Source organism: Desulfarculaceae bacterium (assembly GCA_020444545.1).
In the GTDB taxonomy this organism is placed as follows: Bacteria; Desulfobacterota; Desulfarculia; order Desulfarculales; family Desulfarculaceae; genus Desulfoferula.
This window is the reverse complement of sequence record JAHLKT010000003.1, coordinates 505,339-530,612: the sequence shown is the minus strand read 5'-3', so window position 1 is coordinate 530,612 and position 25,274 is coordinate 505,339. Positions and strand designations below refer to the sequence as shown.

General features: G+C 64.2%; 30 protein-coding genes and 1 tRNA gene. 22 read left to right on the top strand and 9 right to left on the bottom strand.

The window, feature by feature from the left end; genetic code table 11:
- Positions 1 to 150 precede the first annotated feature (150 nt).
- The 9 genes from KQH53_10915 (at position 151) to KQH53_10875 (ending at position 9,717) form a co-directional block, all read left to right on the top strand.
- On the top strand, positions 151 to 1,173 hold the full coding sequence (locus tag KQH53_10915; GenBank protein MCB2227176.1) for an FAD-dependent oxidoreductase: 1,023 nt from the start codon (positions 151 to 153) through the stop codon (positions 1,171 to 1,173).
- Positions 1,166 to 3,022: a hydrogenase iron-sulfur subunit gene (locus KQH53_10910; protein MCB2227175.1), complete on the top strand. Its 1,857-nt coding sequence runs from the start codon at positions 1,166 to 1,168 to the stop codon at positions 3,020 to 3,022. Before KQH53_10915 ends, KQH53_10910 begins: the two co-directional genes overlap by 8 nt.
- The gene (locus KQH53_10905; GenBank protein MCB2227174.1) at positions 3,022 to 3,516 is read left to right on the top strand and encodes a 4Fe-4S dicluster domain-containing protein; all 495 of its coding nucleotides are present in this window, start codon (positions 3,022 to 3,024) and stop codon (positions 3,514 to 3,516) included. The genes KQH53_10910 and KQH53_10905 overlap by 1 nt, the downstream gene beginning before the upstream one ends.
- Entirely contained in the window at positions 3,516 to 4,391 is an 876-nt protein-coding gene (locus tag KQH53_10900) for a CoB--CoM heterodisulfide reductase iron-sulfur subunit B family protein (protein ID MCB2227173.1), read from the top strand. The genes KQH53_10905 and KQH53_10900 overlap by 1 nt, the downstream gene beginning before the upstream one ends.
- Before the next feature lie 117 nt (positions 4,392 to 4,508).
- Positions 4,509 to 4,937 carry a glycine cleavage system protein GcvH gene (gene gcvH / locus KQH53_10895; GenBank protein MCB2227172.1) on the top strand — a complete coding sequence of 143 codons (429 nt, stop codon included), beginning with the start codon at positions 4,509 to 4,511 and terminating at the stop codon, positions 4,935 to 4,937.
- 170 nt (positions 4,938 to 5,107) lie between these two features.
- Entirely contained in the window at positions 5,108 to 7,696 is a 2,589-nt protein-coding gene (locus KQH53_10890) for an FAD-binding protein (GenBank protein ID MCB2227171.1), read from the top strand.
- Between the two features lie 233 nt (positions 7,697 to 7,929).
- Positions 7,930 to 8,322 (top strand): hypothetical protein, encoded by a 393-nt coding sequence (locus tag KQH53_10885; GenBank protein ID MCB2227170.1) that lies wholly within the window; start codon positions 7,930 to 7,932, stop codon positions 8,320 to 8,322.
- Between the two features lie 159 nt (positions 8,323 to 8,481).
- Positions 8,482 to 9,210: a hypothetical protein gene (locus KQH53_10880; protein MCB2227169.1), complete on the top strand. Its 729-nt coding sequence runs from the start codon at positions 8,482 to 8,484 to the stop codon at positions 9,208 to 9,210.
- Between the two features lie 3 nt (positions 9,211 to 9,213).
- Positions 9,214 to 9,717, top strand: a complete 504-nt coding sequence (locus KQH53_10875) for a TIGR02391 family protein (protein MCB2227168.1) — start codon at positions 9,214 to 9,216, stop codon at positions 9,715 to 9,717.
- Positions 9,718 to 9,728: 11 nt separating this feature from the next.
- Here KQH53_10875 and KQH53_10870 read toward each other — a convergent pair whose 3' ends face one another.
- The 5 genes from KQH53_10870 to KQH53_10850 form a co-directional block, all read right to left on the bottom strand.
- Positions 9,729 to 10,358: a redox-sensing transcriptional repressor Rex gene (locus KQH53_10870; GenBank protein MCB2227167.1), complete on the bottom strand. Its 630-nt coding sequence runs from the start codon at positions 10,356 to 10,358 to the stop codon at positions 9,729 to 9,731.
- Positions 10,359 to 10,449: 91 nt separating this feature from the next.
- Complete coding sequence (atpE, locus tag KQH53_10865) at positions 10,450 to 10,818, bottom strand: ATP synthase F0 subunit C (protein ID MCB2227166.1); 369 nt, start codon at positions 10,816 to 10,818, stop codon at positions 10,450 to 10,452.
- An 80-nt stretch (positions 10,819 to 10,898) separates the two neighbouring features.
- Positions 10,899 to 11,594, bottom strand: coding sequence for a F0F1 ATP synthase subunit A (gene atpB / locus KQH53_10860; protein ID MCB2227165.1), 696 nt, complete (start codon positions 11,592 to 11,594; stop codon positions 10,899 to 10,901).
- 3 nt (positions 11,595 to 11,597) lie between these two features.
- Positions 11,598 to 12,008: an ATP synthase subunit I gene (locus tag KQH53_10855; GenBank protein ID MCB2227164.1), complete on the bottom strand. Its 411-nt coding sequence runs from the start codon at positions 12,006 to 12,008 to the stop codon at positions 11,598 to 11,600.
- A complete protein-coding gene (locus KQH53_10850; GenBank protein MCB2227163.1) occupies positions 12,008 to 12,277 on the bottom strand; it encodes an AtpZ/AtpI family protein in 270 nt (89 codons plus the stop codon). Before KQH53_10850 ends, KQH53_10855 begins: the two co-directional genes overlap by 1 nt.
- Before the next feature lie 283 nt (positions 12,278 to 12,560).
- Here KQH53_10850 and KQH53_10845 point away from each other — a divergent pair, with 283 nt between their 5' ends.
- Complete coding sequence (locus tag KQH53_10845) at positions 12,561 to 13,319, top strand: PEP-CTERM sorting domain-containing protein (GenBank protein ID MCB2227162.1); 759 nt, start codon at positions 12,561 to 12,563, stop codon at positions 13,317 to 13,319.
- A gap of 82 nt (positions 13,320 to 13,401) precedes the next feature.
- On the opposite strand, the gene KQH53_10840 is transcribed toward KQH53_10845, so the two are convergent.
- The gene (locus KQH53_10840; GenBank protein ID MCB2227161.1) at positions 13,402 to 13,743 is read right to left on the bottom strand and encodes a hypothetical protein; all 342 of its coding nucleotides are present in this window, start codon (positions 13,741 to 13,743) and stop codon (positions 13,402 to 13,404) included.
- A gap of 210 nt (positions 13,744 to 13,953) precedes the next feature.
- Between KQH53_10840 and KQH53_10835 the strand changes: the two genes are divergently transcribed.
- Positions 13,954 to 15,291 carry a GGDEF domain-containing protein gene (locus KQH53_10835; GenBank protein ID MCB2227160.1) on the top strand — a complete coding sequence of 446 codons (1,338 nt, stop codon included), beginning with the start codon at positions 13,954 to 13,956 and terminating at the stop codon, positions 15,289 to 15,291.
- Positions 15,292 to 15,647: 356 nt separating this feature from the next.
- Positions 15,648 to 16,844, top strand: coding sequence for a TAXI family TRAP transporter solute-binding subunit (locus tag KQH53_10830; protein MCB2227159.1), 1,197 nt, complete (start codon positions 15,648 to 15,650; stop codon positions 16,842 to 16,844).
- Positions 16,845 to 17,078: 234 nt separating this feature from the next.
- Here KQH53_10830 and hemL read toward each other — a convergent pair whose 3' ends face one another.
- Both hemL and KQH53_10820 read right to left on the bottom strand, forming a co-directional pair.
- Entirely contained in the window at positions 17,079 to 18,362 is a 1,284-nt protein-coding gene (gene hemL / locus KQH53_10825; protein ID MCB2227158.1) for a glutamate-1-semialdehyde 2,1-aminomutase, read from the bottom strand.
- Positions 18,352 to 18,846 carry an AsnC family transcriptional regulator gene (locus tag KQH53_10820; GenBank protein MCB2227157.1) on the bottom strand — a complete coding sequence of 165 codons (495 nt, stop codon included), beginning with the start codon at positions 18,844 to 18,846 and terminating at the stop codon, positions 18,352 to 18,354. The genes hemL and KQH53_10820 overlap by 11 nt, the downstream gene beginning before the upstream one ends.
- A 226-nt stretch (positions 18,847 to 19,072) precedes the next feature.
- Here KQH53_10820 and KQH53_10815 point away from each other — a divergent pair, with 226 nt between their 5' ends.
- The 9 genes from KQH53_10815 (at position 19,073) to KQH53_10775 (ending at position 23,548) form a co-directional block, all read left to right on the top strand.
- Positions 19,073 to 19,414: an OsmC family protein gene (locus KQH53_10815; protein ID MCB2227156.1), complete on the top strand. Its 342-nt coding sequence runs from the start codon at positions 19,073 to 19,075 to the stop codon at positions 19,412 to 19,414.
- A 196-nt stretch (positions 19,415 to 19,610) separates the two neighbouring features.
- Positions 19,611 to 20,396 carry a formyl transferase gene (locus KQH53_10810; GenBank protein ID MCB2227155.1) on the top strand — a complete coding sequence of 262 codons (786 nt, stop codon included), beginning with the start codon at positions 19,611 to 19,613 and terminating at the stop codon, positions 20,394 to 20,396.
- A gap of 2 nt (positions 20,397 to 20,398) precedes the next feature.
- The gene (gene tadA / locus KQH53_10805) at positions 20,399 to 20,869 is read left to right on the top strand and encodes a tRNA adenosine(34) deaminase TadA (GenBank protein ID MCB2227154.1); all 471 of its coding nucleotides are present in this window, start codon (positions 20,399 to 20,401) and stop codon (positions 20,867 to 20,869) included.
- Positions 20,870 to 20,926: 57 nt separating this feature from the next.
- Positions 20,927 to 21,021: transfer RNA gene (locus KQH53_10800), tRNA-Ser, on the top strand.
- Positions 21,022 to 21,200: 179 nt separating this feature from the next.
- Positions 21,201 to 21,596, top strand: a complete 396-nt coding sequence (locus tag KQH53_10795; protein MCB2227153.1) for a hypothetical protein — start codon at positions 21,201 to 21,203, stop codon at positions 21,594 to 21,596.
- Between the two features lie 209 nt (positions 21,597 to 21,805).
- Entirely contained in the window at positions 21,806 to 22,198 is a 393-nt protein-coding gene (locus tag KQH53_10790; protein ID MCB2227152.1) for a hypothetical protein, read from the top strand.
- A gap of 59 nt (positions 22,199 to 22,257) precedes the next feature.
- On the top strand, positions 22,258 to 22,662 hold the full coding sequence (locus tag KQH53_10785) for a hypothetical protein (protein ID MCB2227151.1): 405 nt from the start codon (positions 22,258 to 22,260) through the stop codon (positions 22,660 to 22,662).
- A 41-nt stretch (positions 22,663 to 22,703) separates the two neighbouring features.
- Positions 22,704 to 23,105: a hypothetical protein gene (locus tag KQH53_10780; GenBank protein ID MCB2227150.1), complete on the top strand. Its 402-nt coding sequence runs from the start codon at positions 22,704 to 22,706 to the stop codon at positions 23,103 to 23,105.
- A 50-nt stretch (positions 23,106 to 23,155) separates the two neighbouring features.
- Complete coding sequence (locus KQH53_10775) at positions 23,156 to 23,548, top strand: hypothetical protein (GenBank protein ID MCB2227149.1); 393 nt, start codon at positions 23,156 to 23,158, stop codon at positions 23,546 to 23,548.
- Positions 23,549 to 23,614: 66 nt separating this feature from the next.
- Here KQH53_10775 and hemW read toward each other — a convergent pair whose 3' ends face one another.
- Complete coding sequence (gene hemW / locus KQH53_10770) at positions 23,615 to 24,793, bottom strand: radical SAM family heme chaperone HemW (GenBank protein ID MCB2227148.1); 1,179 nt, start codon at positions 24,791 to 24,793, stop codon at positions 23,615 to 23,617.
- A gap of 180 nt (positions 24,794 to 24,973) precedes the next feature.
- On the opposite strand from hemW, the gene KQH53_10765 reads away from it, so the two are divergent.
- Positions 24,974 to 25,177, top strand: coding sequence for a hypothetical protein (locus KQH53_10765; GenBank protein ID MCB2227147.1), 204 nt, complete (start codon positions 24,974 to 24,976; stop codon positions 25,175 to 25,177).
- Positions 25,178 to 25,274: the final 97 nt, after the last annotated feature.

Here is a 25,274-nt window from a genome sequence, read left to right as displayed (position 1 = left end):
GGCGCTAAATCCGGGAGTTAGGGCCCCTGACCCGTCTTGGGCCGGGGGTTGAGGAGGAGGGCCGGTCCGCCCCTTATTTCAACCATACCCCAGGGGCAACGATTGAACCCAGCCGAGATTGACACGTCGGTGTTGATAGTGGGAGGGGGAGTGGCCGGACTCGGCGCGGCGGTGGAGCTGGCGCGGCGTGGTCTGGCCTGCACGGTGGTGGAGCGCGAGGCGCGGCCCGGTGGCCGGGCCGGCGAGTTCTGCTGCAAGGCGGTGGAGGCCTGCGCCCGTTGCGGGGCCTGCCGCCTGGGTGACCTCTTGGCCGAGGCGGCCGCGCGTCCGGAGATAACCCTCCACACCGCCGCCCTGGTAACATCCGCAAAATACGACGACGGCCGTTGGGCCGTGGAGCTGGCTCCCCAGCCGGGCGGCGAGAGCGTGCCCGGGACGGGCGCGCCGCTGACCGAGCGCCGCTCCCTGGTGGCCGGGGCGGTGATCCTGGCCGTGGGCGGCCAGCCCTTCGACCCGGCCAAAAAGAGCCGCTTCGCCCATGGCCGGGTGGAGGGGGTGTACAGCGCCCTGGAGCTGGAGGCCATGCTGGCCCAGGGGGCCATCGGGCCGGACGCCCTGGCCCCGGCCAAGGTGGCCTTCATCCAGTGCGTGGGCAGCCGCGACGCGGCCGGGGGGCGTCCCTGGTGCTCGCGGGTGTGCTGCGGCTATGCCCTGCGCATGGCCCGGGTGATCCGAGCCCGCCTGCCCCAGAGCGAGGTGACCTTCTTCCATATGGATGTGCAGGACTACGGCCGGGCCTGGGAAGACGAGCTCCCCGCCCTCAGAGAGGACATCCGCTTCGTGCGGGCCATGCCCGGCGAGGTGAGCGCGGGTGAGGGCGGCCCCTTGGTGACTTACGCCGGGCCCGAGGGCTCGCCCATCAAGGAAAGCTTCGATCTGGTGGCGCTCTCGGTGGGCATCGGCCCGCCCCAGGGCGCGGCCAGCCTGCACGAGCTCTTCGGCGCGGCCGAGGGCCGGGACGGCTTCCTGGCCGAAGAGAGCCTTAGGGGCCTGTTCGTGGCCGGCGCGGCCGCCGGGCCCCGCTCCTTGAACGAATCCATCGTCCATGCCTCCCTGGCCGCCTCCAAGGCCGCCAACCGGGTGGGCGCCATGCTGGAGGCCGCCCGTGGCTAAAGTCAGTTTGATCTGGCAAGAGGCCCCGGGCCTGGAAGGCCTGGACCCCAAGCAGGTGGCCCTGGCCGCCGGGGTGGAGCTGGACGCGGGCGGCCCGGTGGAGGCCGCCGTGGTCACCATGCCCCAGGAGCGGGCCCCGCGCCCTTTGCGCGAGCGCCTGGTGGGGCTGCCGGTGGCCTGGCTGGATCTGGCCGCCGAGGTGGGCGGGGGCGGCGAGGCCCATCGCCTGGCCCGGGCGGCCACCGCCGTGGCCCGCGCGGCCGGGCGGGCGGCCAAAGGCACCATGCCCCCGGTCTACGCCCCCCAACCGGCCCAGAAGGTGCTGGTGGCCGGGGCGGGACTTTCGGCCCTGTGCGCGGCCTATGAAGCTGCCGCCCTGGGCCATCCGGTCACCCTGGCCACGCCTTTCGACGACCCGGCCACCCCGGGCGCGGACGACGACTCCCGCGCGGTCAGCCTCTTGGCCGCGCAGCTTCCGGCCCAGGTGGAGCCGCTCACCGGCTGCCGCCTGAAAGACCTGAGCGGATCGGCCGGGGCCATGACCGCCCGGCTGCTGGGCCCCGAGGGCGAGACTGACCAAAGCTTCGGCGCGGTGCTCCTGGCCCCGCCGGGCAAGCTGGCCTCCTGCTGCGAGGTAGAGGGCTTGGACCCCAAGCTCTGCGTGAGCGCCTCCAACCTCAACCCCGAGCAGTGGCAGGGGCCGGAGGACGGCTGGCTGCACGTGGCGGTGCTGGCGGGCAGCGCCTCCCCGGTGCCTTCCTATAGCTTCAATGTGGCCCTGGAGGCCGCCCTGGCCCTGGCCCAACGGCCCCGGGTGCAGGTGAGCCTGTTCTACAGCGAGGCGCGGGTGGCCTGGCCCGGCGCGGAGCAGCTTTTCCGCGACTGCCGTGAGGCCGGAGTGCTCTCGGTGCGCGTGGCCCCCGGCGGCCTGGAGGTGCGCGGCGGCTCCGAGCTGGCCTGGACCGACCCACTCCTGGGCGAAGAGATCACCCTGGAACCCGCCGTGGCGGTATTGGCCGAGCAGAGCGAAGCCATGCCCCCCGCCTGGCTGGACAACGAGCTGAACTTCAAGCCCTGGGACGAGTTGGTGCCCGAGAACCCCCGCCTGGCCGGGGGCAAGACCAGCCGCTCCGGGCTCTACATCCTGGGGGCCCTGCGCGGCACCGCCCCCGGCGCGCCCCGCCGGGCCGAGGCGGCGGCCGCGGCCACGGACCTGCACCATCGCCTCACCGGCAAGGTGGTGCCCATGCCCGCGGTGCGCGACCAGCTCTGCGCCCGCTGCCTCACCTGCGTGCGGGCCTGCCCCCATGGGGTGCCCCACTACGTGGGCTTCGGCATCGCCTGCTCCCCGGCCGGCTGCGTGGCCTGCGGGGTGTGCGCGGCCGAGTGCCCGGCCGAGGCCATCGCCCCGCCGGGCTGGGGCCAGCCCGAGATGCTCGCCGCCCTGGAGGCGGCCCTGGCCGTGGCCCCGGCGCCCAAGATGGTGCTCTTCGCCTGCGGCCAGTCGGGCATGCCCGCCGCCGCGGCGCTCTCGGCCTCGGGCCATCAGTGGCCCGCCGGGCTGGTGATCTTCCCTCTGGTCTGCGCCGGGCGCACCAGCCAGGTGCTTCTCACCCGCGCCTTGGAGCTGGGGGCCAAGGGGGTGCTTACGGCGGGCTGCCATCCGGGCAACTGCCGCTCCATCAGCGGCAACCTCAAGGCCGCGGCCAAGCTGGAATCGCTCAAGGAGTTGCTGGGCACCCTGGGGCTGGACCCCGAAGCGGTGGGCTTTTTGCCCCTGGCCAGCAACCAGACCCGCGAGCTGGCCCAAGCGGTGGCCGAGCTGGCCGCCAAGGCACAGGAGGCGTGATGCGGCTCAACGACTGCGATCCCGGCTTCAAGCATCAGATAGCCGCCGAGCCCGGAGGCGCGGGCATCCGGGTGTGCTTCGGCTGCGCGGCCTGCTCCGCCCGCTGCCCGGTGGGGGCCAACCGCCCGGAGTACGACCCGAGGCGTATCATCCGCGCCGCCCTTTTGGGCCAACGCGAGGAGGTTTTGGCCTCGCCGCTCATCTGGCTCTGCTCCTCCTGCTACACCTGCGGCGAGGTCTGCCCCCAGGGGGTGCGCTTCACCGACGTGCTTACCGCCATCAAGAACCTGGCCGCCCGCGAGGGCCACGCCCCGCCTTCGGCCCGCATCACCGCCGAGCTCTTGGCCAAGCAGGGCCGCCTGCTGGAGATCACCGAGTTCGAGAACGAAAAGCGCGCCGAGCTGGGCCTGCCCCCGGTGGAGCAGCGCCCGAGCGACTTCCAGAGCATCCTGGGCATCGCGCCCCAAGAGCAGGATGCGGGGGAGGGCGCCTGATGAAGGCTCTGCTTTTCCTGGGCTGCACCGTGCCGGTCAGAAACCTGAACTACGAGCTCAGCGCCCGCAAGGTCTGCCAGGCTTTGGGGGTGGAGCTGGTGGACGACCCGGCCCTGGCCTGCTGCGGCTATCCCCTGAAGGGCTCGGACCAAGGCCACGCCCTGGTCATCGCGGCCCGGGCCCTGGCCCAGGCGCGGGCCCACGGCCTGCCCCTGGTGGCCCTGTGCTCGGCCTGCGCCGGCACCCTGGCCGAGGCCGAGCATCACCTGGCCCACGACCCCATCGCCGCCGAGGCGGTCAATAAAGAACTGGAGCCCCTGGGCCTGCGCTACGAGCCCGGGGTCAAGGCCACCCACCTCATGCGCTTCCTCTTGAACGAGGTGGGCGTGGAGGCGATTCAAGCCAAGATGACCAAGAGCCTGGAGGGCTTCAGCTTCGCGCCGCACTACGGCTGCCACTACCTGAAGCCCTCGGAGGTCCTGGGCGGCCTGGAGGACCCGGAGAATCCGCAAAGCCTGGCCCGGCTCATCGCGGCCACCGGGGCCGAGGCGGTGAACCACCCCCGGCTCAAGGACTGCTGCGGGGGCGGGGTCTTGGGCGCGGACGAGGAGCTGGCCGGGTCTCTGGCCGGGGCCAAGCTGGCCGAGCTGGACGCCCTGGGGGTCACGGCCATGGTCATGGTCTGCCCTTTTTGCAACGTGATGTTCGAGGGCCAGCAAAAGGCCATAGCCAAGCGCATGGACACCAAGTTCAAGGTGCCGGTGGTATACCTGACCCAGCTGTTGGGCCTGGGCCTGGGCCTGAGCCCGGACGAGGTGGGTCTCAAGCTCAACCGGGTGAAGCCCAAGGAGCTGATCAAGGCTTTCAAGGAGTAGTGGTTTGGCCTGCCTCGGTTGCTATGATATAGCAGGCAGGGCGAGGCGGGGCGGCGCCAACGCTCCAAGCGAATCGGTTTAATAAACCCAATTGGGATCCAGAGGAGGAGTCGGCCCATGGAGGTTTCAGGCTACAATTTTCCCGACGATCTGTACTATGACACCAACCATTTTTGGGCCAAGGTGGAGGGCGACCACGTGGTGATGGGCACCACGGACCTCACTCAGCGCCTGGCCGGCGAGATCACCTTCGTGGACGTGCCCGAGGAGGACGACGAGGTGACCCAGGGCAAGCCCTTCGGCTCCATCGAGAGCGGCAAGTGGGTGGGCCGGGTCTACGCCGTGGTCTCCGGCGAGGTGGCCGAGGGCAACGAGGAGCTGGAGGACGAGCCCGAGCTGATCAACTCGGACTGCTACGGCGAGGGCTGGATTTGCAAGATCCGCCCCAGCGACCTGACCGCCGACCTGGCCAAGCTGATGCAGGGCGAGGCCTACGCCAAATGGGTGGAGGCGGAGATCGCCAAGCTGGACCAAGACAAGGACTAGTCCTTGGCGCTTAGGGAACATAAGCGATATTGCCGGTCGGCTGAAGTGGGAGGGCGGGGCCCCTGGCCCCGTGTCTTTAGCCGGCGGTAGAGGGGTGAATGAGGGGAGGGCGCTCGCGCTCTCCCCGCTTGTTTGAGGGAGCCCGCCAGAACGGGCCGGGAGGGAGCATCATGGAAATCAGCGCAAAGCTTGCCCAGATCGTGGGCGAGGAGAACCTAGTCACCAACCAGGCCGACTGCCTGGCCTACGCCCGGGACATGTCGGTGCACATCGGCCTGCCCGACGCCATGGTCTTCGCCGAGAGCACCGATGAGGTCAGCCAGATCCTGGCCGCCTGCCACGAGGCCGGGGTGCCGGTGATCGCCCGGGGCGGCGGCACCAGCGTTACCGGCGCGGCCCTGGCCCCCCACGGCGGGGTGGTGCTCAACCTCATCCGCATGAACCAGGTGTTGGAGATCAACCTGCCCGACCACTACGCCCGGGTGCAGGCCGGGGTGGTCTGCGGCGCGCTCAACGCGGCGGTGGCGGCCAAGGGCTTCTTCTTCCCGCCCGACCCGGGCAGCGCGGGCATCGCCACCATCGGCGGCATGATCAACACCAACGCCTCGGGCATCCGCGCGGTCAAATACGGCACCACCAAGGACTATGTCATGGGCCTGACCGTGGTGCTGGCCGACGGCCGCGTACTCAAAACCGGCTCCAAGGCGCCCAAGACCTCCAGCGGCTACAACCTGACCCAGCTCTTCTGCGCCAGCGAGGGCACCCTGGGGGTGATCACCGAGGCCACGCTTAAGATCCTGCCCGCCCCGGCCTACGCCATCAGCGCCCGCCTGGAGTTCCCGGACATCACCAGCGCCGGGGCGGCGGTCACCGAGATGCTCACCACCGGCGTGCCCATCGCCACCTGCGAGATTCTGGACGACGTGTCGCTCCAGGTCTTGCAGAAGGCCATCGACCTGAAGGTGGATGACGGCGTGGGCTGCATGATCATGCTGGAGCTGGACGGCCACAAGGCGGCGGTGGAGGACTACGTCAAGCAGGTGAACGCCATCTGCGGCGGCCACAGCCTGATCAACGCCAAGTGGACCGACGACGACCTGGAGAAGGCCCCCCTGTGGGAGGCGCGCCACCGCCTGGTCCCGGCCATGAGCCGCCTCAAGCCCGGCTACCGCCTGGTGCCCCTGATGGAGGACTTCGGGGTGCCCATGACCAAGATCCCCGAGACCATTAAGGAAATCCAGGCCATCGGCGAGAAGCACGGCTTCCCCATCGCCACCTTCGGGCACATCGGCGACGGCAACCTGCACGCCACCTTCATCATGGACGTGAAGCAGGCCGATCAGTGGGACGCGGTGAAGAAGATCGCCCTGGAGTTCGTGGAGCTGACCGCCCGGATGGAAGGCACCATGAGCGCCGAGCACGGCCTGGGCATGGCCAAGAGCCCCATTATCGAGACCGAGCTGGGCGCGGTGGGCAAGGAGGTCATGCAAACCCTCAAGGGCGCCCTGGACCCCAAGAGCATATTGAACCCCGGCAAGCTGGGGCTCAAGGACTCCATCGAGGACATCTACCAGCACTGCGGCTTCGACCCCCTGCGCCTGGAACACCCCGACGTGGCCAGCCTGGGCGCGGCGGACAACGAGATCGTGGCCTGCATCCAGTGCGGCTTCTGCCGCCTGGGCTGCCCCACCTACGCCCAGACCGACCTGGAGGCCATGAACGCCAAAGGCCGCATCACCCTGGCCTTCGCGCTCCTCACCGGAGCCATGCAGGGCTCGGCCGACATCGCCGAGCGCCTGTACCAGTGCATGTTGTGCATGAACTGCAAGTACACCTGCCCGGCCCAGGTGGACCTCTCGGTGGTGGTGCAGGCCGCCCGCCAGCGCCTGGTGGAGCAGGGCTATCTGCCCGAGATCTTCAAGAAGCTCATGGTGGACATGATCGAGGCGGGCAACCCCTTTGCCCAGCCCCGCGAGACCCGCACCGACTCCTATCCCGTGAGCTATGAGCCCAAGGACAAGGCCGACACCCTGCTGCACCTGGGCTGCGTGGCCTCCTACCAGGACGTGAAGATCATCCCCGCGGTGATGAAGATCCTGGACGCGGCGGGCATCGACTACACCACCCTGGGCGAGCAGGAGAACTGCTGCGGCTACCTGGCCTACCTGGTGGGCGACATGCAGACCTTCAACGCGGTGGCCTCTAAGAACGCGGCCATCTTCAAGGACAAGGGCATCAGCCAGCTCCTGACCACCTGCGCGGGTTGCTACAAGACCTTCGAGGACCTCTACCCCAAGTATGACCACGGCGACGGCTACAAGCCCAACCACGTGGTGTTCCTGCTCAAGGAGCTGGTGGAGGGCGGCAAGCTGAGCTTCAAGGACGACGCCAAGCCGCTCAAGGTGGCCTATCACGACCCCTGCGACCTGGGCCGCCATTTGGGGGTCTACGAGGAGCCCCGCGAGGTGATCAAGGCCCTGCCCGGGGTGGAGCTGATCGAGTTCCCCCTCAACCGCCAGCTGGCCAAGTGTTGCGGCGGCGGCGGCGGGGTCAAGGCATTCGCCAACGACCTGAACCAGGACATCGCCCTGGCCCGCATCAAGCAGGCCATCGACGTGGGCGCCGACACCGTGGTGAGCGCCTGCCCCAGCTGCAAGAACTCCCTGAACCAGGGCGCGGCCCGGGCCCGCAAGGAGAAGCTGGGCAAGGTCAAGGTCATGGACATCACCGAGCTGGTGGCCGGCCGCCTGGCCAAGTAAGCCAACCGAAACGCTATCCCCGGCCGCCCGGCTCCCATGCCGGGCGGCCGTTTTTTGCCGATAAGCCCGCCCCGCATACCGTAAGCCCTTTCCGCCTCGCCTCGCCCCACCCGCTGCCCTTGTGGCGCAAGGGTGCGTATTTTAAGGATGTACGAGACATCCGTGTAATCAGCGCATAACCGGCGGCATCCTTGCATTGCATCGCTCCTGCCCCGCCGGGGCAGGGGGGACGTGTGCGGTTTCATCTTGTTGCGACAACTTGCCTGAGCTTGTTGAGCGCCTGGCTCTTGCCCGGCTGCCTGGTGCGCCAGGCAGCCCAAGCCCCGGAAGCCGGGCCGCTGTTGGCCGGGGGGCCGGTGCTGGCGGGCGGCGCGGCCTGGTGGCCCTGGGCCGTGGCGGGAGGGGTGGTCCTGGGCGCGGCGTTGGCCCTGGCGGTCTGGGCCTGGCTAAGCCGCCCGGCCCCGCGCGAGCCCGGCGGCTGGTGGGGCGGAGGAGACACGGGCAACCTCAAGGCCGCGCTGCGCCTGGTGGAGCAGGTGATAAAGGACTCCAACCACCGCATGAAGGTGGTGCCGTTTGACAAGTGGGTGAATGAGAGGAGGGGGAAGAAAAAAAAACCTTCTTGACAGGGGTTTTGTCCCTGGTGCAACTTATTGCGAGGTCGGCGCTATAGCAGCGCTGAGATTTTGCAACGGGTCATGATTTGCCCGGCCTATCTCCGTGAGGAGAGGGCCGGGTTTTGTTGTTTAGCGAGGTTGTGGATCACTCCAGAGGGGGAGTATAGCGTGGCAGAATCAAAGAAAATGACTATCCCTGTAGTGTCGTATAAAACTTTAACCCAAATATTAAGAGGCTACCAGTTGTTGGGCCCCAGGGGGGGGTCGCTAGAAGATATTGTTAAAAAGACTGATATAAGTCGTAATATATTATCTAAAAGCCATGGTTTTTTGGCAAACCTAGGGTTGATTTCTGGCGGCAGAGTTAAGTGTATAACAGAGCTTGGCTCTTCCCTTTCTTCTGCTATTGTAAACAACCTTGACGAAGATGTTGCTGAAGGGTGGCGCACAGCGTTGTTAGAGTCCGAAGACGCCCAAGCTGTCCTAGACATGATACGGGTTCGGGGGGAAATTTCCGAGGATGAACTAAAACGCCGAATCTTTTCTATTCTAGAGAAAAGTTCAAATCCGGAAAGAAATACAGGTGTAATATGCCTAATTGAAATACTTAAAATGTCAGGATTGTTGGCACAAGTAGGAGATCAGTTGGTCTGGAACGAAAACAACACCCGAGTTCGGGAGCAGGAGGAATCAGTCACAGGCAACCAAAGCCAAGAAGAAAAACAAAAAAGCGATCCTGGTGGTGGCGAACAATCCCTAGGGGGCGTTATTGGTAGGTCCAATGGTGGGATGCCTCATATACATATCGACATACAAATCCATATTTCGCCAGAGACAACATCAGAACAAATAAATCAAATATTTGCCAGTATGGCCAAGCACTTGTATAAACAGTAAATTATGAATAGCGAAAATTCCATATTAAAATTGGCAGGGGCTCTTAAGAAGGAGGTCGACTCTTTAGGTCTATCGGGAGGCGCTAGGAGTGTTGAGTCTGACTGGGACCAGTTATTTGATGGATTAATCAAAGACAAAGGTCTTAGAAGGGCTACCATCTCTCTGTATAGGAATAAACACTACACGCAAGCTGTCGAATCTAGCTTTAAATATCTAAATAGTTATGTAAGAAAGAAAACTGGCAGAAAGCTTGACGGCGCACAGCTAATGCAAAATGTGTTTAGTGCGAAAAATCCTGTTTTAAAATTAAGTAATTTGGATGGCAAGTCAGGCGATGATGCACAACGCGGTTACATGGACATTTTCTGTGGCTGCATTACCGGAATACGCAACCCGCGTGCGCACGAGGATGCAATCGATGATGATCCGGAGACTGCATTAGAAATTATTTATTTTGTACACCACTTAGTGAGAATCACTAAAATGGCAGATAAAATTAGGGATTAATCCAGGTTTTCCTACCCCGTCGTCAGGTAATACGCCAGGTTGTCCAGCTTCACGGTGAAGTCCACGTTCTCCACCTTGACGCCCTCGGGCGCGTGGATCTGGGTGGGCGCGAAGTTCAGGATGCCCTTGACCCCCACGTCGATGAAGCGGTTGGCGATCTCCTGGGCGAAGTTGGGCGGCGCGGCGATGACCCCCATCTCCACCTGCTTTTCCTTGCAGATGCTGGCCATCTCGTTGGGCGGATGGATCACCAGGCCGGTGACCAGCTTGCGGCCGATCTTCATGGGGTCCGCGTCAAAGGCGGCGACGAAGCGGTAGCCCTGCTTGGAGAAGTTCTCGTGAGCCACCAGGGCGCAACCCAGGTTGCCCACCCCGACGATGGCTAGGTTCCACTCCTTGTTCAGGCCCAGGATCTTCTTGATGTCGAACAGAAGCTCTTTGACGTAGTAGCCGACTCCGCGCACGCCGAACTGGCCGAAGTAGGCCAGGTCCTTGCGGATCTGGGCCGGGTTCACCCCGCAGAGCTCGGCCAGCCGCTTGGATGACACCACGGTCACCTGCTCCTTGACCAGGCCTTCCAGGGCCCTGGTGTAGAGCGACAGGCGGGTGATGGTGGCTGCCGGAATCTTCAGGAACTTCATTACAACGCGCCAATCTTTTTGTGCTTAGAGGCACATGGCGGACCCTAAAAAAAGGGCCGGGCCCCGCGGGGGAGCCCGGCCCCAGTGTTCTCTAGGACATACCCAGGAACTTGGCCACGGGAGCGGCCATGGGGTAGGCGTAGAGCAGAATCAGGCTGATAACCAAGGCGTAAATACAAAGGGACTCAACCATGGCCAGACCGATCAGCATGGTCACGGTGATCTTGCCGCTGGCCTCGGGGTTGCGCGCGGTGCCTTCCACGGCGCCCTTGATGGCGATGCCCTGGCCGATACCGGTGCCGAAAGCCGCGATGCCGATGCCGAAGCCGGCGGCGGTCACGGTGGCGGCGAACAGCTTGGCGGCCTCCGCCATGGCGCCGGCGTCGGCGGCCATGGCCACGGCGGCCAGACCCAAGGTGAACAGGCCGGTCAGACCCGCGATCAGAGAGAACTTCTTCATTTCTCGCTCCTCAATTGACGGTTTATGCCTTCTTCCTTATATGGGTGCCTTCTTCCCTATTTGGAAGCTAAACGCTTTTTCTAGTGAGCCTCTTCCAGCGAGCCGGCGATGTAGAGCATGGTCAGCAGGCTGAAGATGAACGCCTGCACGAAGCTGGTGAAGATGGCCAGGAACATCATGGGCAGGGGCGCGAAGAACATGCCCGCCAGGACGAACAGGATGGCCAGCACCAGGTCCTCGCCCAGCACGTTGCCGAACAGACGGAAGGTCAGGCTCAGGATGCGGCTGAAGTGCCCGATCAGCTCGATGGGCAGCATCAGGGGGGCCAACCACCAGATGGGGCCCATGAAGTGCTTGATGTACTTGAAGCCGTGGCTCTTGATGCCCACGAAGTTGTAGAGCACGAACACCACCAGGGCCATGGACAGCGGGGTGTTGATGTTGCTGGTGGGCGACATCATGCCCGGGATCAGGCCGATCCAGTTCATGCACAGGATGTAGATGAACAGGGTGGCGATGAGCGGATAGAAGGGACGGCCGTGCTCGCCCATGACGTCCACGGAGAAGTCCTCGAAGCCGCCGATAAGCACCTCGAAGAAGTTCTGCCCGCCGGAGGGGATCATCTTCACCGCGCCCACCGCCAGCTTGGCCGCCACCAGCAGGAACAGGATGATCAGCCAGGAGTAGACCACGTGGGGGTTGTGGTGGTACCAGCCCGCGAGGCCGGGGCCCATCTGGTCGAACAACAATCCCAGCAGCGTCAGTGGATGTTCCATGTTTTACAACGCCTCCTTGCGAAGCCTAAGCGCCTGGCGGACTCCCCAGGCGAAGATCGTAACCACCACAACCGACAGGCCCACTAAGAGCCCCAGCGGCTCCACCACTCCCTGGCGCACCAGGAAGAACAGGAGCACCGCGGTGGCGATAAACCGTAGGTAATACTTGGCCAAAACTTTCCGGAGCACGCCCTCTTTTTCCTTGGGCAACAGGGCGCGGCACACGGTGCGCTGCAACAGGCGGTAGTTGATCAGGGCGATGACCCCGCCCACCACCACGCTGAGCGCGCTGTGCCAGCTGGCCAAAAGGAAAGCGCCGGCGCTGAGCACCCCGAAGGTGACCAGATTGGCCCACCACAGACCCTTCATGAGGTCCGCTTCGGGTGTAGCCATGGTCAGGGGTTGATGCGCCACTATTTCTTCTGCGCCTTTTCCTTCTGGTCGATGCGCTCCTGGGCGCGTTCCGACCGTTTGTACAAAATGTAGACGTTGCGGAAGCCGGCCACGATGCCCATCAACAGGCCTATGAAAAAGCCCCAGGGCTGGGTGCCGAAGTATTTGTCCACCAGCCAGCCCGCGCCCAGGCCCATCACCGTGGCCAACACCATGGAGATGCCCATGGAGCTGGCCCGGGCCAGGATCATCAGATACTCGCGGGTGCTCTCGCTGATAAACCGGCCCAAACCGGTCTCCCGCCTTGCGCCCCCGGGGCGCTCGTAGCGTTAGTTGTGCCGCCCAAATAGGGGTTTGCGCCAATCCGGCCTGGGGCGCACCTCGCCCCGCCCAGCCGGTTTTGGCGGTCACGATTTGCTATCATGCTGACATTTTCAAGTCAACTCTTTTTTGTGCCATTGGGCGCAATCTGGAACGCTCGGCTAGGTACTTAAAAAACTTGAATTTACGTTAATAGATGATTATTAATAGGGTATACGCCCCTCAGGGCGTTTGGCTGATTGGAGTGTATGCATGCTTGCCCTGGCCGGAGTTGCCCGGATCGCCCTGGCGGTTCTGCTCGCGATAGCCCTCTTGGGGCCCGCCGCGGCCTCCGCCTCGTCGTTCACCTTTGGCGGCGACAACAACTTCAAAGTCCAGAGCAGGGGGAAGGTCGATCCCTACCAGGCCGGGGTCACCGGCACCTCGGCGGGCACCGGCGACATGCTCATGGACTACTACGTGGGCCTGTACAACTTCAAACTATTCGACGCCATCGGCACCAGCGACGTGTCGGTGGGCGACAGCTTCACCGGCCTGGACTACGCCATCAGCAGCCAGAGGGGGGTCAACGACCCCAACTTCTACATAACCTCGGATTACTTCCGCAAACAGGGGCCGGACAAGAAGCACATCCCCGACTCCTACGAGATGGCCGGCAGCCTGGTGCTGACCTCGGTCAGCTTCGACTCGGACTACCAGATCACCCTCAAGGGCTATCTCAGCGACCTGTCCTTCAACGACTCCACCGGCTCGGCCATCCTGCAAGACCTGAGGGGATCGGACACTGTGGACTTTTTGCTCACCGTGTCCTACTCGGACAAGACCTCCCACGAGTTCATCCCAGTGCTCCAGTCCAAGAACCTCTCCACCTGGGCCAAGATGTCGGGCAGCATCAGCGGGGGCGGCTCGGCCGCGGCCCCGGAGCCGGGCACCCTGCTCTTGGTGGTCTCGTCCCTGGGCGGCCTGGCCGCCTGGCGCCGCCGCCGCAAGAAAGTCACCGCCCGCGCCTAGCCCCTCTGGCACGCGGTCCGCAACAGGCAAGCCCCCGTTTCGGCGGGGGCTTTGCTTTGGGCGCTATACGCCGGGCGCGGGCCTATTTGTCGTAGGACTTGCCCATGACCAGGGTGTCGCCGGTCTTGTGGAGGACCGACTGCGTGGTGACCAGGGGCTGGTCGCCCGCGTTGGAGGTGTAGGTGGTGGTGCAGACGCCAACCCCGTTTTCGAACTCGAACCTGGTGCCGTTGGAGGGGTCGTAGCCCCGGGAGGTCTGCTGGTCATAGGTGGCGGATTCGGCGGCCGTAAGCGCCAGGGTGTCGCCGGGGTCGGCGTCCCAGCACCAGTTGGCGATTTTCTGGCCCAGATCGTCGGCCAGGGCCGGGGTGCTCAGGGCGATCATGAGGGCCAGGCACCCCAGCAAGGTGAGCAGTTTCTTCATGGCTGCGATTCTCCTTTTGGTAGGCGGCATCTGCTTGACACCAAATTATACCTGAGCCCTCGGAATAAAGTTTTGCAGCGCCGGGCCCACTCCAGCGGGGCTTGCCTCGGCTTAATGCCCAAGATATCTTCTAGTGGTTTGACCGGTTGGCCCCGGATGGCTTAATCTGGCCAAGTGAGCCATGTGGCGCATATTTTATGAGAGGTCCGTTTGAACTTTGAAGTAATCATCTTGGTCGCGGAAGCGGTGGTGGTCTATCTGTTGGTGCTGGGGGCGCACGCCCTGCGCCATTGGGCGGGCCTGGCCCATTTCTACGCTCTCATCGGCGGGCTGACCGCGGTCATGTCCTGGATCACCGACGCCGGGGTGGTGGTCAAGGTGGCCGGGGTGGATTTCATGGTGGGCTCCACCGTGTTCTACACCTCGCTCTTGTTGGCCGTGTTCGTGGTCTACGTCTTCGACGGGGTGCGGGCCACCCGCATCGCCATCTCCACGGTGATAGGCGTGTCCATCATGGTGCCGGTCATCGCGGTGGTGCTGAACCTCCAGATCGACCTGGCGGGCATGCCCGCCCTGGGCTACGTGCCCTCGCCCAGCCTGCGCGTCAACGCCGCCTCGGTGCTGGCCACCTTCGCTGACCTGCTGTTCCTGGCCATCGCCTGGGAGTTCATGAACAACCGGCTGCAATGGATACCCCTGGGCATCCGCGCCTTTTTCACCCTCTTGGGGGTCATGTGGCTGGACGTGGTGCTCTTCGCCACCGGGGCCTTCGGCGGCCAGCCGGACTATGCGGCCATCATGCAAGGCACCGCCTTCAGCCGCCTCATAGTCTCCTGCTTCGCCGCGCCCATGCTCTGGGCCTACCTGGCCTGGCAGAACCGGCGCTACGACACCGAGATGACCCAGAGGCCCATCCTGGCCATCCTCAAGCAGTTCGCGGACATGAAGCGCGAGCTGACCCAGGCCCAGCAGGAGATCGAACGGCGCAAGAAGGCCGAGCGCGCCCTTCGGCAAAGCCAGGAGCGCCTCAGGTTTCTGGCCACCACCGACGAGCTGACCAAGCTGCCCAACCGCCGCCGCTTCTGGGAGGTGGCCGGCTCGGAGAGCCAGCGGGCCCACCGCTACGCTTCCTCCTTCTCCCTGGCCTTGTTGGACATTGACAAGTTCAAGGATGTCAACGACTCCAAGGGGCACGCCGCCGGCGACCAGGTGCTGGCCCAGCTGGCCGCGGTCTGCAAGGAACAGCTCAGGTCGGTGGACACCCTGGCCCGGGTGGGCGGCGAGGAGTTCGCCCTGCTGCTGCCCGAGACATCCTCGGAAACGGCGGTGACCGCCGCCGAGCGGGTGCGGGCGGCGGTGGAGCGGGCGGTGTTCAACACCGACAAGGGCCCGGTGAAGATCACGGTGAGCATCGGGGTGGCCACCCTGACCGACGGCTCCTCGGGCCCCGAAACCCTCTACACCCAGGCGGACCAAGCCCTGTACAAGGCCAAGAACCTGGGCCGCAACCACGTGGCCGTGGCCGAGGGGCCCAAGGTGGCGGCTTAGAAAACTCCTGAAAATAGCGTAGGTTGGGTAGGGGGCCGTCAGCCCCGAAACCCAACAGTGCCCGCCAAACAAAAGCGGGGCCGCCATCGGCAGCCCCGCCTCGCATTTCTATCTAGCTTCCCGACTTAGCCCCCTAGACCTCCTTGACCGCTTCTCCCGCCGCGCTCAGCGTCTGGTCGATGGCGTCCGCCGTCATGGGCCAGGGACACGAAGGCGCACTCGTACTGGCTGGGGGCCAGGTAGATGCCCCTTTTGAGCATGGCCGCATGCCAGCGGACAAAGGCCTCGGTGTCGCTTTTGGAGGCGCCGGTTGAGAAAAGACGCACCTTTGACGTGGGAATTGAAATTGGGCTACTATGTCCGAAAACATAGCAATCGCTATTCCCGCTTTGTTCTCAGTGGCAAATCACTTTGGCAAACAGGTGCTGGAGCCTCCAATTGCTGCTCAAGCGAGTGGCAGCGTGCACCGGGAGCCCTGGGGGGGACAAATTGAAATGAAACGCGCTGACTACCGTATAACCTGGATTTTCCCGAAGCTGAGAGTGCTCACCGCGGCGGCGTGCCTGACGGCCTTGGTGTTTCTTTTGCCGGCCTGGGCAGCTCCGGCCCTGGCGGGCACCACCTTGGTCATGGGGACCGGCAGTGCGGGTTCCCCATACCATCGCTTCGGCCAGACGTTTGCCAATATAGTCAATCAATCAAGCGCCAAAACCGGTATTCGCATAAAAGTGGTGGCTTCGATAGGTTCGGTTGACAACATCAAGGGACTGCTTTCGGGCCGCTTCCAACTGGCCTTGTCCCAAGCCGACGTGGCCCAAATGGCTTGGGCTGGCAAGGGCCCCTGGGCCAAGGCGGGCCCGCAAAAGAGCCTGCGCACCATTTACGATATCTACACCGAAGGGATGACCTGCGTGGCCACGGTGGCCTCGGGAATAAAAACCGCCAAGGACCTCAGGGGCAAACGGGTGGCCCTGGGGGAGCGGGACTCGGGCACCCTGGTCAATGCGGTGCAGGCTCTGTCGCTGGGCCTGCTCAAGCCTTCCGACTTGGGGCAAACCCTGTACGTGGGCCCTGACCAGGCCATGCGCCTGATGTACGACGGCAAGCTGGACGCTTTCTTCTACATGGTCGGACACCCCAGTGTCATACTGAAAAAGTTCCTGGCTCATTATGGTAAGGCCCGCGTGGTGCCCTTCCGCCTCAGCTCGGCCATGAAAAATGAAATCCCCTACTACGTGCCCTACTTCATCTGGAAGCGCGACTATCCCGGCCTGCGCAACCCGTTAAGTAAAACGGACACCTTCGGCATCGAAACCTTCCTTATGACCACGGACAAAATCCCCAGCGAGGTCACCTACGAAGTGTTCCGCATGTTCCTGCTAAATTTGAAAGACCTGAAAGCCCGTCTACCTTTCATGTACGCGACCGAGGCGCCCACTAAGAAAAACTTCAAAGTGCACGTTTGGAACGTAAGCGCCCCCTACCATACCGGGATAACCCAGCTAATGAAGGAAATGGGGGTGATCGATTCCGGGGCCTCGCCGGTGCAATGACAAGGGCCGGGGCCCCAGGGCCCAGGCTCTCCCCCCAACCGGGGCGGGGTTTAGGTTTCTGGCGGGGCCCGTGACGAATAATCCGCGTAGGTAATTACATAATGTAGCTCTTGCTTTGGCGTGGGTTGGCTAGAGGGCCGTCAGCCCCGAAACCCAACAGCACCCGCCAAACTAAAGCGGGGCCGCTCTCGCAGCCCCGCCTCGCAATTCTTATCTAGCTTTCGCTAAACGCCCCTAGACTTCCTTGACCGCTTCTCCCGCCGCCGACAAGGTCTGGTCGATGGCGTCGTTGTCGTGGGCCAGGGACACGAAGGCGCACTCGTACTGGCTGGGGGCCAGGTAGATGCCCCTTTTGAGCATGGCCGCGTGCCAGCGGGCAAAGGCCTCGGTGTCGCTCTTGGAGGCGCTGTCCCAGTCGCTCACCGGCCCTTTTTGGAAGAAGTAGCTGAACATGGAGCCCACCCGGTTGCCGAAGTGGGGCAGCTTGGCCTCGGCGAAGATCTGGCCCAGGCCGTCGAACAGCCGCGCCGAGAGCTCGTCCAGGCGCTCGTAAACCCCGGCCACGTCCAACAGGTCCAAGGCGCAGAGCCCGGCCGCCGTGGCCAGGGGGTTGCCCGAGAGGGTGCCCGCCTGATACACCGGCCCGGCCGGGGATACCTTGCTCATGATCTCGGCCTTGCCGCCGTAAGCCCCCAGGGGCAGGCCGCCGCCGATGATCTTGCCCAGGGTGGTCAGGTCCGGGGTCACCTCGTAGATGCTCTGAGCGCCGCCCAGGGCCACCCGGAAGCCGGTGATCACCTCGTCGAAGATGAGCAAGGTGTTGTACTCGTCGCAGATGTCGCGGAGTCCCTGCAGATAGCCCGGGGCAGGGGGCACCACGCCCATGTTGCCGGCCACCGGCTCGATGATCACCGCGGCCACCTGATCGCCCTTGTCGTGGAACAGCTTCTCCACCGCGGCCAGGTCGTTGTAGGGTAGGCTCACCGAAAGCTCGGCGATCTCGTCGGGCACCCCGGGGCAGGAAGGTATGCCCAGGGTGGCCAGGCCCGAACCGGCCGCCACCAACAGGCCGTCGCTGTGGCCGTGGTAGCAGCCGTCGAACTTCACGATGAGGTCGCGGCCGGTGTAGCCCCGGGCCAGGCGCAGGGCGCTCATGGTGGCCTCGGTGCCGCTACTTACCAAGCGCACCTGCTCCAGGTTGGGCATCAGGCGGGCCAGCATCTCCGCGAAGGTGACCTCGGCTTCGGTGGGCGCGCCGAAGCTGGTGCCCCGGTCGGCGGCCTTTTTCACCGCCGCCACCACGTCCTCGTTGGCGTGGCCCAGGATCATGGGGCCCCAGGAGCCCACGTAGTCGATATAGCGATTGCCGTCCACGTCCTCGACGTAGCAGCCCCGGGCCGAGCGTATGAACACCGGCTCGCGGCCCACCGCGTTCATGGCGCGCACCGGACTGTTCACCCCCCCGGGCATCACTTTCTGCGCCCGCGCCCATAGCTCGCGGGATCTATCATCCTTCATGAATTTCACCCTCTCGGTCGAAATAGCGCATGGAAGTCTTTTTAAGCTCCTCAAGGGAGAATAGCAAGTCGTACTCGTCGGCCTGGGCCAGGGCCGCCATCTCGGCCACCACCGCGCGGCACTCGTCCTCGTCGCGGCCGTGCACCATGGAAAACAGGTTATAGGGAAAGTCGTCGCAGGGCTCGCGCCAATAGCAATGGCTCACTTGGCGGAAGCCGGCCAGGGCCTGGCCCACCTCGCTGGCCCGCTCCGGCGGCACCCGCCAGGCCACCATCACGTTGCTGGCAAAGCCGGAGCGCTGGTGCCTTAGGGTGGCCCCGAAGCGGCGCATGAATTTGCCGTCGGCCAGGGCCTGGATGCGCGCCACCACCTCGGCCTCGCTCAGGCCCAGCTCTTGGGCCAGGGGCGCGAAGGGGCGCGGCTCCAAGGGCAGGTCCGCTTGCAGATAGGCGATGATCTTCTTGTCTAAGGCGTCGAGTGGCATCGGCCCTCCCAGGAATCAAAATTATGTGGGCGTAACGGAGGCTTGTCAAGGAAAGCCGGGATTTTGCCGGGCCTCCCCGGCGGAGGCCGGGCCCCGGGCGCCGGCTGCGGGCTTCGCGGGATGCTGGTATATTTTTTTGACATATCTCAACCAGGAGGCATCAGTGCAGCAAAGCCTTGAAATTTCTTTCCCCGGCGGCCTGAAGGTGGACGCCGCTTACAACGGTATGCAGATAAGCACCGACCAATCCAAGGAAGAGGGCGGCGATGCCTCGGCTCCCGAGCCCTTTGCCCTGTTCCTGGCTTCCCTGGGCACCTGCGCCGGCGTCTATGCCTTGAGCTTTTGCCGGGCCCGCCAGATACCCACCGACGGCATGAAGATCAAGCAGACCAATTACTTTGAGACGGAACCCCAGATGAAGCTGGTTCGGGTGGAGCTCGCCCTGGAGCTGCCCGAGGGGTTTCCCGCCAAATATGAAAAGGCCGTCACCAGGGCCATGGACCTTTGCGCGGTCAAAAAGACCATTTTCAATCCGCCCGAGATTGAAATTACCGCCGCGCGGAGCTGAGGCCCGGCCCAACAGGCAAGGACCCCGCTTTATCTCGTTCGGAACCCTCCGGCGCTCCCGGTGTTTGCCATCAATCGCCCGGGACGCCTCTAGAGGCTTGGCCGTCTCCCAGGCGGAGCGTTTTCCTTCGCTCCTTGACCCCGCCCCGCCTACCGGCCTATAGACAGGGATGACCCTTTTGCCTGGGAGGCAAGCCATGACCCCCGGTCTCATCTTCGACCCCGCCTCAGCGGGCCGCCGCCTCAAGGTGGCCGCCTTCATGTCCGGCTCGGGCACCAACGTGATCAAACTGCTGGAGACCCCCGACCCGGCCTTCGAAGTGGCCTTCGTCTTCAGCGACACCGCGACCGACAAGTGCCGGGGCCAGGAAATAGCCCGCCGCTTCGATCTGCCCTACTTCGCCTACGACACCCGCCGCTTCCACGAAAAGCGCGGCATCAAGCGCAGCGTGAAGACCGCCGAAGGCCTGGCCGCCCGCCAGGAGTACGACCAGGTGGCCGCCAAGCTTATCGAGGCCTTCTCGGTGGACCTCATCGCCCTGGGCGGTTACATGAGCTTCCTCACCCTCACCGGCGCGGTGAACGTGCATCCGGCCGACCTGAGCCTGGTGGGTGCCGACGGCTCGCGCACCTTTGTGGGCGACGACGCGGTCATGGACGCCATCCTGGCCGGGCAGAGTGAGCTGCGCTCCTCCACCCTGTTCACCGATCTGGGGGTGGATTCGGGCCCCCTGCTCATGGTCTCCGACCCCATCGCCGTGGAGCTGCCCGCGCCCCTGGACGAGCTACGGGCCGATCCGGCGCGTCTGCGCGAGGTGGCCGACGCTAACCAGGAGCGGCTCAAGGAGGCGGGCGACTGGGTGGTCTTCCCCAAGACAGTGCAGCTCATCGCCCAGGGCCGCCTGGGGCTCACCGAGAGCGGCGTGGTCACCCTGGACGGCGATCCCCGCCCATCGGGTGTGCGCCCGGCAGAGCTGGCCTGAGGATGAGCGCCGAGCCTTTCAGCCCCCAGGACCACGGGTTCATGGCCCGGGCCATGGAGCAGGCCCGCGCCGCCGGCGCGGCCGGCGAGGTGCCGGTGGGAGCGGTGCTGGTGGACGAGGAGGGCCGGGTGCTGGCCGAGGCGGGCAACGCCCCCATCACCCGCTGCGACCCCAGCGCCCACGCGGAGATGCTCTGCCTGCGCGCAGCCGCCCGGGTGGTGGGTAATTACCGCCTCACCGGCTGCACCCTCTACGTGACCCTGGAGCCCTGCCCCATGTGCGCCGGGGCCGTGGTGTGGGCCCGGTTGGGGCGGGTGGTATTCGGGGCCCCGGACCCCAAGGCCGGGGCCTACGGCTCGCTGATGGACCTGGCCGCGCTCCCGGGGCTCAACCACCATCCCGTGGTGCAAGGCGGGCTTCTGGCCGGGGAGGCCGCCGCTCTGCTCAAGGAGTTCTTCGCCAGCCGCCGTTAGGGTTGCGGGCCGCAGGGCCCTGTGGTAGCTTCGGCCTTGGCCATCATCCGGCCTCGCGGAGAGGTACCGAAGTCCGGTCGTAACGGGCCCGACTCGAAATCGGGTTGTCCCTTAACCGGGGCACGTGGGTTCGAATCCCACCCTCTCCGCCACTTTTTTTCAAGATAGGGGGTCAGCTTAGCGGCTGGCTCTCTTTGTTTCGGCCTCCCGCGGGCCCCTTTGGGGTTGCATTTCCCCAGATGTGCCTTACCTTTTATTTAACCTGCCTTGTACCGCCGATCACAATGGGAGGAATCGGCAAACCCACCAAGCGCTATAGAGAGGGATTTAAATGCGTAGATTTGCGATTCTCGGTGTCCTGGCCCTGGCTGCTGCCCTGCTTCTGGTTTCCGCCCCCGCGGCCATGGCCGATGGACCCGACATCGTCGGCAATTGGCATGGCAATTGGAAGTGCACCCCGCCCGACTGCGACAAGCCCGGCGGCGGCATGGACGGCAACATCCAGTCCAAGGGTGGCAACCATTACGGCGGCACCTTCCACCTGAAGAACACCACCATCGGTGACATCTCCGGCGACGTGGACGCCACCCTGAACGGCAACCAGTTCAACGGCAACATCCGCAACAGCGAGGGCACCATCAACTTCAACTCCAACGTCAACGGCAACCACGTTCACGGGAACTTTGACGGTCCCTTGGGCAAGGGCACCTTTGACATGGACAAGTAGCCCCACCGGCTAAGCGACCAAGGCTTCTTCGGCCCGGACGGCTCTCCGTCCGGGCCGTTCTTTTTTAGCGGGAAGGGCCTAGACTCCAGCCCGCGCCTCGGGGCCAGAAAGGCTTGGCGGATGTGGGCCTTTCATGCTAGCCTGGGCACCCTGCCGCGAACCTCTCATGACGTGATATTCGGCGATTTTTCCAAAAGGTGGAGATTCCCGTGCGAAGAGTGCTGCTTCTGTGCGCCGCGCTGTTGGCCCTGTCCCTGGCCGCCACGCCGGCCCTGGCCGAAACCGACATCAGCGGCCAGTGGATGGGCTCCTGGACCTGCGAAACCAAGCCCTGCAAAGGCAAGAAGGGGAGCATAACCGGTACGGTGCGGCAAAAGGGCAGCGAGCTGCGGGGCGGCTTCAACCTCTTGCCCGACGCAACGGGCCGGTTGATGAGCTGCAACCTGCGCGAGGGCAGCGACATCTCGGACAACACCTTTTTCGGGTTCCTGACCTGCGGCGATGAAGTCATCCGGATGAGTGGCACGGTGAACGGCAGCCGCATCTCCGGCCACTACATCGCCCACGGCTTGGGGCGCGGCACCTTTGAGCTCAGGCGCTGAGCCCGGCGGGCGATTCTTGCCCTATTTTTGGGTCAAACGTGAAGAGAGGGGAGTTTGATATGCCAAGACGCGCACTGACCGCCGGCCTGCTAATGATTCTGGGCCTGCTGCTGGCCGCGGCCCCGGCCCTGGCCTTTCCCAACATCAGCGGGCATTGGACCGGCGCCTGGAGCTGCGACAGCTTGCCCTGCAAGGGCAAAAAAGGCCCCATGACCGCCGACTTCAAACAGAAAGAGGACGGCACCCTCACCGGCGCCGCCACCATGACCGGCCTGTCCGAGAGCGGCACCGGCTGCGTGCTGGAACATTCCAGCATCATCGGGGAGCGCGCCATAATTGGCCTGCAATGCGGTATATACCGCTTGAGCCTCAACGGCCTGCTGGAAAACGGCGCTCTCAGGGGCACTTTCGACGGCGGCAGCCTGGGCAGCGGCATGTACCGGATTGAACGGACCGGCAAATGAGGCCGTGTTTCCCAGCCAAATATTGCGGGAGGATGAACCCCATGCCTAAACGCGCCTTGATCATCGCTTTGTTGCTGTCCCTGTCCCTGCTCCTGGCCGCGGCCCCGGCCCTGGCCGAGAGCAACACCCTCACCGGGAGTTGGACCGGCAATTGGACCTGCACCAAACAGCCCTGCGCCAAGGGCAGCGGCGCCATGTCCGCCAGGCTGCAACAAGATGACCAGCACAACGTGACCGGCAGCTACACCATGGTCGACACGGCCAAGGGCAACTTGAACTGCACCCTGAAGAAAGCCGTATTGGCCAGCGACTACGAGTTCGCGGGCACCATGACCTGCGGTTCCTACTCCGTGGGCATGGCCGGTAAGCTGGACGGCAACCTTTTCACCGGCGAATACGACGGCGGCCCGCTGGGCATAGGCACCTTTAAGCTGTACCGCTGAGGCCGGACGCCTCGGCCACATCCCAGACAAGCTTAATTTAGAGGGAAAAAATGATCCGCAAAACCTCGATCATCTTCGGCCTGCTTTTATCCTTGCTGCTCACGGCGGCCCCGGTGTGGGCCGAACCCGACGTCAGCGGCCACTGGAGCGGCACCTGGACCTGCACCAGCCAGCCTTGCAAGATCAAGGGCGGCGGCATGACCGGCGACCTTAAGCAAGGTGAGCACAACGTGGTCACCGGCACCTTCCAGCTCACCAACACCGTAAAAGGCACCCTCAACTGCACCGTGACCTCGGCCAGCGTGGGCGGCGACCGTTTCAGCGGCAACCTGCAATGCGGCGATTTGGTCATCGGCACCACCGGCCTGGTCAAGGGCAACACCATTGAAGGCGACTACGGCAGCGACGAGATGGGCATGGGCAAGTACAAGCTGAGCCGCTGACCCCGGCGCTCCACATATTCCACGGGCCCGGGCGCTGCGGCGTCCGGGCTTTTTTTGCGGGGAGATTCAGGCGAACAGGGCGGCGGCCGCGTCGGCCATGGCCAGGCCCCGGGCGGTGGGCACGATGCGGCCCTGCTTGATCACCGCCCAGCCGCGCTGGCGCAGCTCGGCCAGGGCGGCGGGGTAGGCCCGGCGGGGGTCGCCGCCCAACAGGGCGGCCAGGGGGGCCAGCTCCACGCCCCGCACGGTGCGTAGCCCCAGCATGATCAGCTCCAGGGCCCGCTGCTCCCGGCTCAGCTCCTCGCGGAAGGCATAGGGCTCCTCGCCCTGCTCCAAGGCGTCGCAATAGGCCCCCGCATCGGCCAGCCAGGCCCAGCGCACCCCGGCCAGGTGGCCGTGGGCTCCCGGGCCCAGGGCCAGATAGTCGCCGCCCGCCCAGGTGCTTTGGTTGTGGCGGCACTCGAAGCCGGGACGGGCGAAGTTGCTCACCTCGTAGCGTGTCAGCCCGGCGTCCTCCAGCGCGGCCAGGGCGTGGGCCTCCATGGCCGCCAGGGCCTGGTCGCCGGGCAGGGGGGCTTGGCCGGGCCGATATTGCCGCCCAAAGGGCGTCTCCGGGGCCAGGGTCAGCTCGTACAGGGAGAGATGCTCCAGGCGCAGATCCAGGGCGGCGGCGATGTCCGCGGCCGCTTGGGCCTCGCTCTGGCCGGGCAGGCCGTAGATCAAATCCAGGTTCACCTCGCCGAAGCCGGCCTGGCGGGCGTGGGCCACGGCCCGGCGGGTGTCTTCCGGGGTATGCCGCCGGCCCATGGCCCGGAGCAATTCGGGGTCGAAGCTCTGGGCCCCCAGAGAGAGGCGGTTGAAGCCCGCCGCGCGCAGGGCGGCCAGCTTGCCCCGGCTCAAGGCGCCGGGGTTGGCCTCCAGGGAGACCTCGGCCCGGGGCGTCAGGCCGATGAGTTCGCGGGCTTGCCGCAAGAGCCCGGCCAGGGCGGCGGCGGGCAGCATGGCCGGGGTGCCCCCGCCGAAGTACACCGTGTCCAGGGCTCGTCCCTGGGCCAGGGGGGCCAGACGCTCCAAATGAACGGCGAGGCCCGCCAGAAGGCGGCGGGCCTCGCCGTGGTCATACGCTTTGGCGTTGAAGTCGCAGTAGGGGCAGCGGGACGGGCAATAGGGCAGGTGTATGTAAAGGCCTAAGCCAGCTTTGCCACTGTGAATAGATAAGTTTACTTTGTTTAAGGATGCTAGCAATGTTAAGTTCTTTCTATTTTGACTCAGGATGTGATGTTTGAATGGCTAAAATATATCTCATATAATTAGTGATTATAAAAGTATTTATGCCGTTTACGTTACAGCGCAAAATTAATTAAAAACTGCTTGACGTAAAAAAATACTGGGCAAAAAATAATATTTAGGGGAAAGGAGGAAACCATGAGTTGGGATGACTTTAATAACCAGTACTTTTTCTTTGATAAATTACGTATGGAAAGGCAGCAGCTTCAACCTTTCAGACCTGATCCTTTGAGCCCATCATCGATCGGAACGCAACTCCAGAACTCTGTTAACCCTTCGCCTCATAAACCTTTGTACGACTTACAGATTGGTACGGGGTTAGACAAGCTCAAAAAGTACTAGTGTATAGACAACTTGGAAAATAAGGCCGCTCTCATTTTGAGAGCGGCCTCTTCAGTTAGTAGTTGGCAACCTATTATATTTTATTGGCCGATTTGTC

Coding starts and splice junctions, on each gene's coding strand:
- KQH53_10905 (MCB2227174.1), top strand. CDS start 3,022: ATGCGGCTCAACGACTGCGATCCCGGCTTCAAGCATCAGATAGCCGCC.
- KQH53_10900 (MCB2227173.1), top strand. CDS start 3,516: ATGAAGGCTCTGCTTTTCCTGGGCTGCACCGTGCCGGTCAGAAACCTG.
- gcvH (MCB2227172.1), top strand. CDS start 4,509: ATGGAGGTTTCAGGCTACAATTTTCCCGACGATCTGTACTATGACACC.
- KQH53_10890 (MCB2227171.1), top strand. CDS start 5,108: ATGGAAATCAGCGCAAAGCTTGCCCAGATCGTGGGCGAGGAGAACCTA.
- KQH53_10875 (MCB2227168.1), top strand. CDS start 9,214: ATGAATAGCGAAAATTCCATATTAAAATTGGCAGGGGCTCTTAAGAAG.
- KQH53_10870 (MCB2227167.1), bottom strand. CDS start 10,358: ATGAAGTTCCTGAAGATTCCGGCAGCCACCATCACCCGCCTGTCGCTC.
- atpE (MCB2227166.1), bottom strand. CDS start 10,818: ATGAAGAAGTTCTCTCTGATCGCGGGTCTGACCGGCCTGTTCACCTTG.
- atpB (MCB2227165.1), bottom strand. CDS start 11,594: ATGGAACATCCACTGACGCTGCTGGGATTGTTGTTCGACCAGATGGGC.
- KQH53_10845 (MCB2227162.1), top strand. CDS start 12,561: ATGCTTGCCCTGGCCGGAGTTGCCCGGATCGCCCTGGCGGTTCTGCTC.
- KQH53_10840 (MCB2227161.1), bottom strand. CDS start 13,743: ATGAAGAAACTGCTCACCTTGCTGGGGTGCCTGGCCCTCATGATCGCC.
- KQH53_10830 (MCB2227159.1), top strand. CDS start 15,648: ATGTCCGAAAACATAGCAATCGCTATTCCCGCTTTGTTCTCAGTGGCA.
- hemL (MCB2227158.1), bottom strand. CDS start 18,362: ATGAAGGATGATAGATCCCGCGAGCTATGGGCGCGGGCGCAGAAAGTG.
- KQH53_10820 (MCB2227157.1), bottom strand. CDS start 18,846: ATGCCACTCGACGCCTTAGACAAGAAGATCATCGCCTATCTGCAAGCG.
- KQH53_10815 (MCB2227156.1), top strand. CDS start 19,073: ATGCAGATAAGCACCGACCAATCCAAGGAAGAGGGCGGCGATGCCTCG.
- KQH53_10810 (MCB2227155.1), top strand. CDS start 19,611: ATGACCCCCGGTCTCATCTTCGACCCCGCCTCAGCGGGCCGCCGCCTC.
- tadA (MCB2227154.1), top strand. CDS start 20,399: ATGAGCGCCGAGCCTTTCAGCCCCCAGGACCACGGGTTCATGGCCCGG.
- KQH53_10795 (MCB2227153.1), top strand. CDS start 21,201: ATGCGTAGATTTGCGATTCTCGGTGTCCTGGCCCTGGCTGCTGCCCTG.
- KQH53_10785 (MCB2227151.1), top strand. CDS start 22,258: ATGCCAAGACGCGCACTGACCGCCGGCCTGCTAATGATTCTGGGCCTG.
- KQH53_10780 (MCB2227150.1), top strand. CDS start 22,704: ATGCCTAAACGCGCCTTGATCATCGCTTTGTTGCTGTCCCTGTCCCTG.
- KQH53_10775 (MCB2227149.1), top strand. CDS start 23,156: ATGATCCGCAAAACCTCGATCATCTTCGGCCTGCTTTTATCCTTGCTG.
- KQH53_10765 (MCB2227147.1), top strand. CDS start 24,974: ATGAGTTGGGATGACTTTAATAACCAGTACTTTTTCTTTGATAAATTA.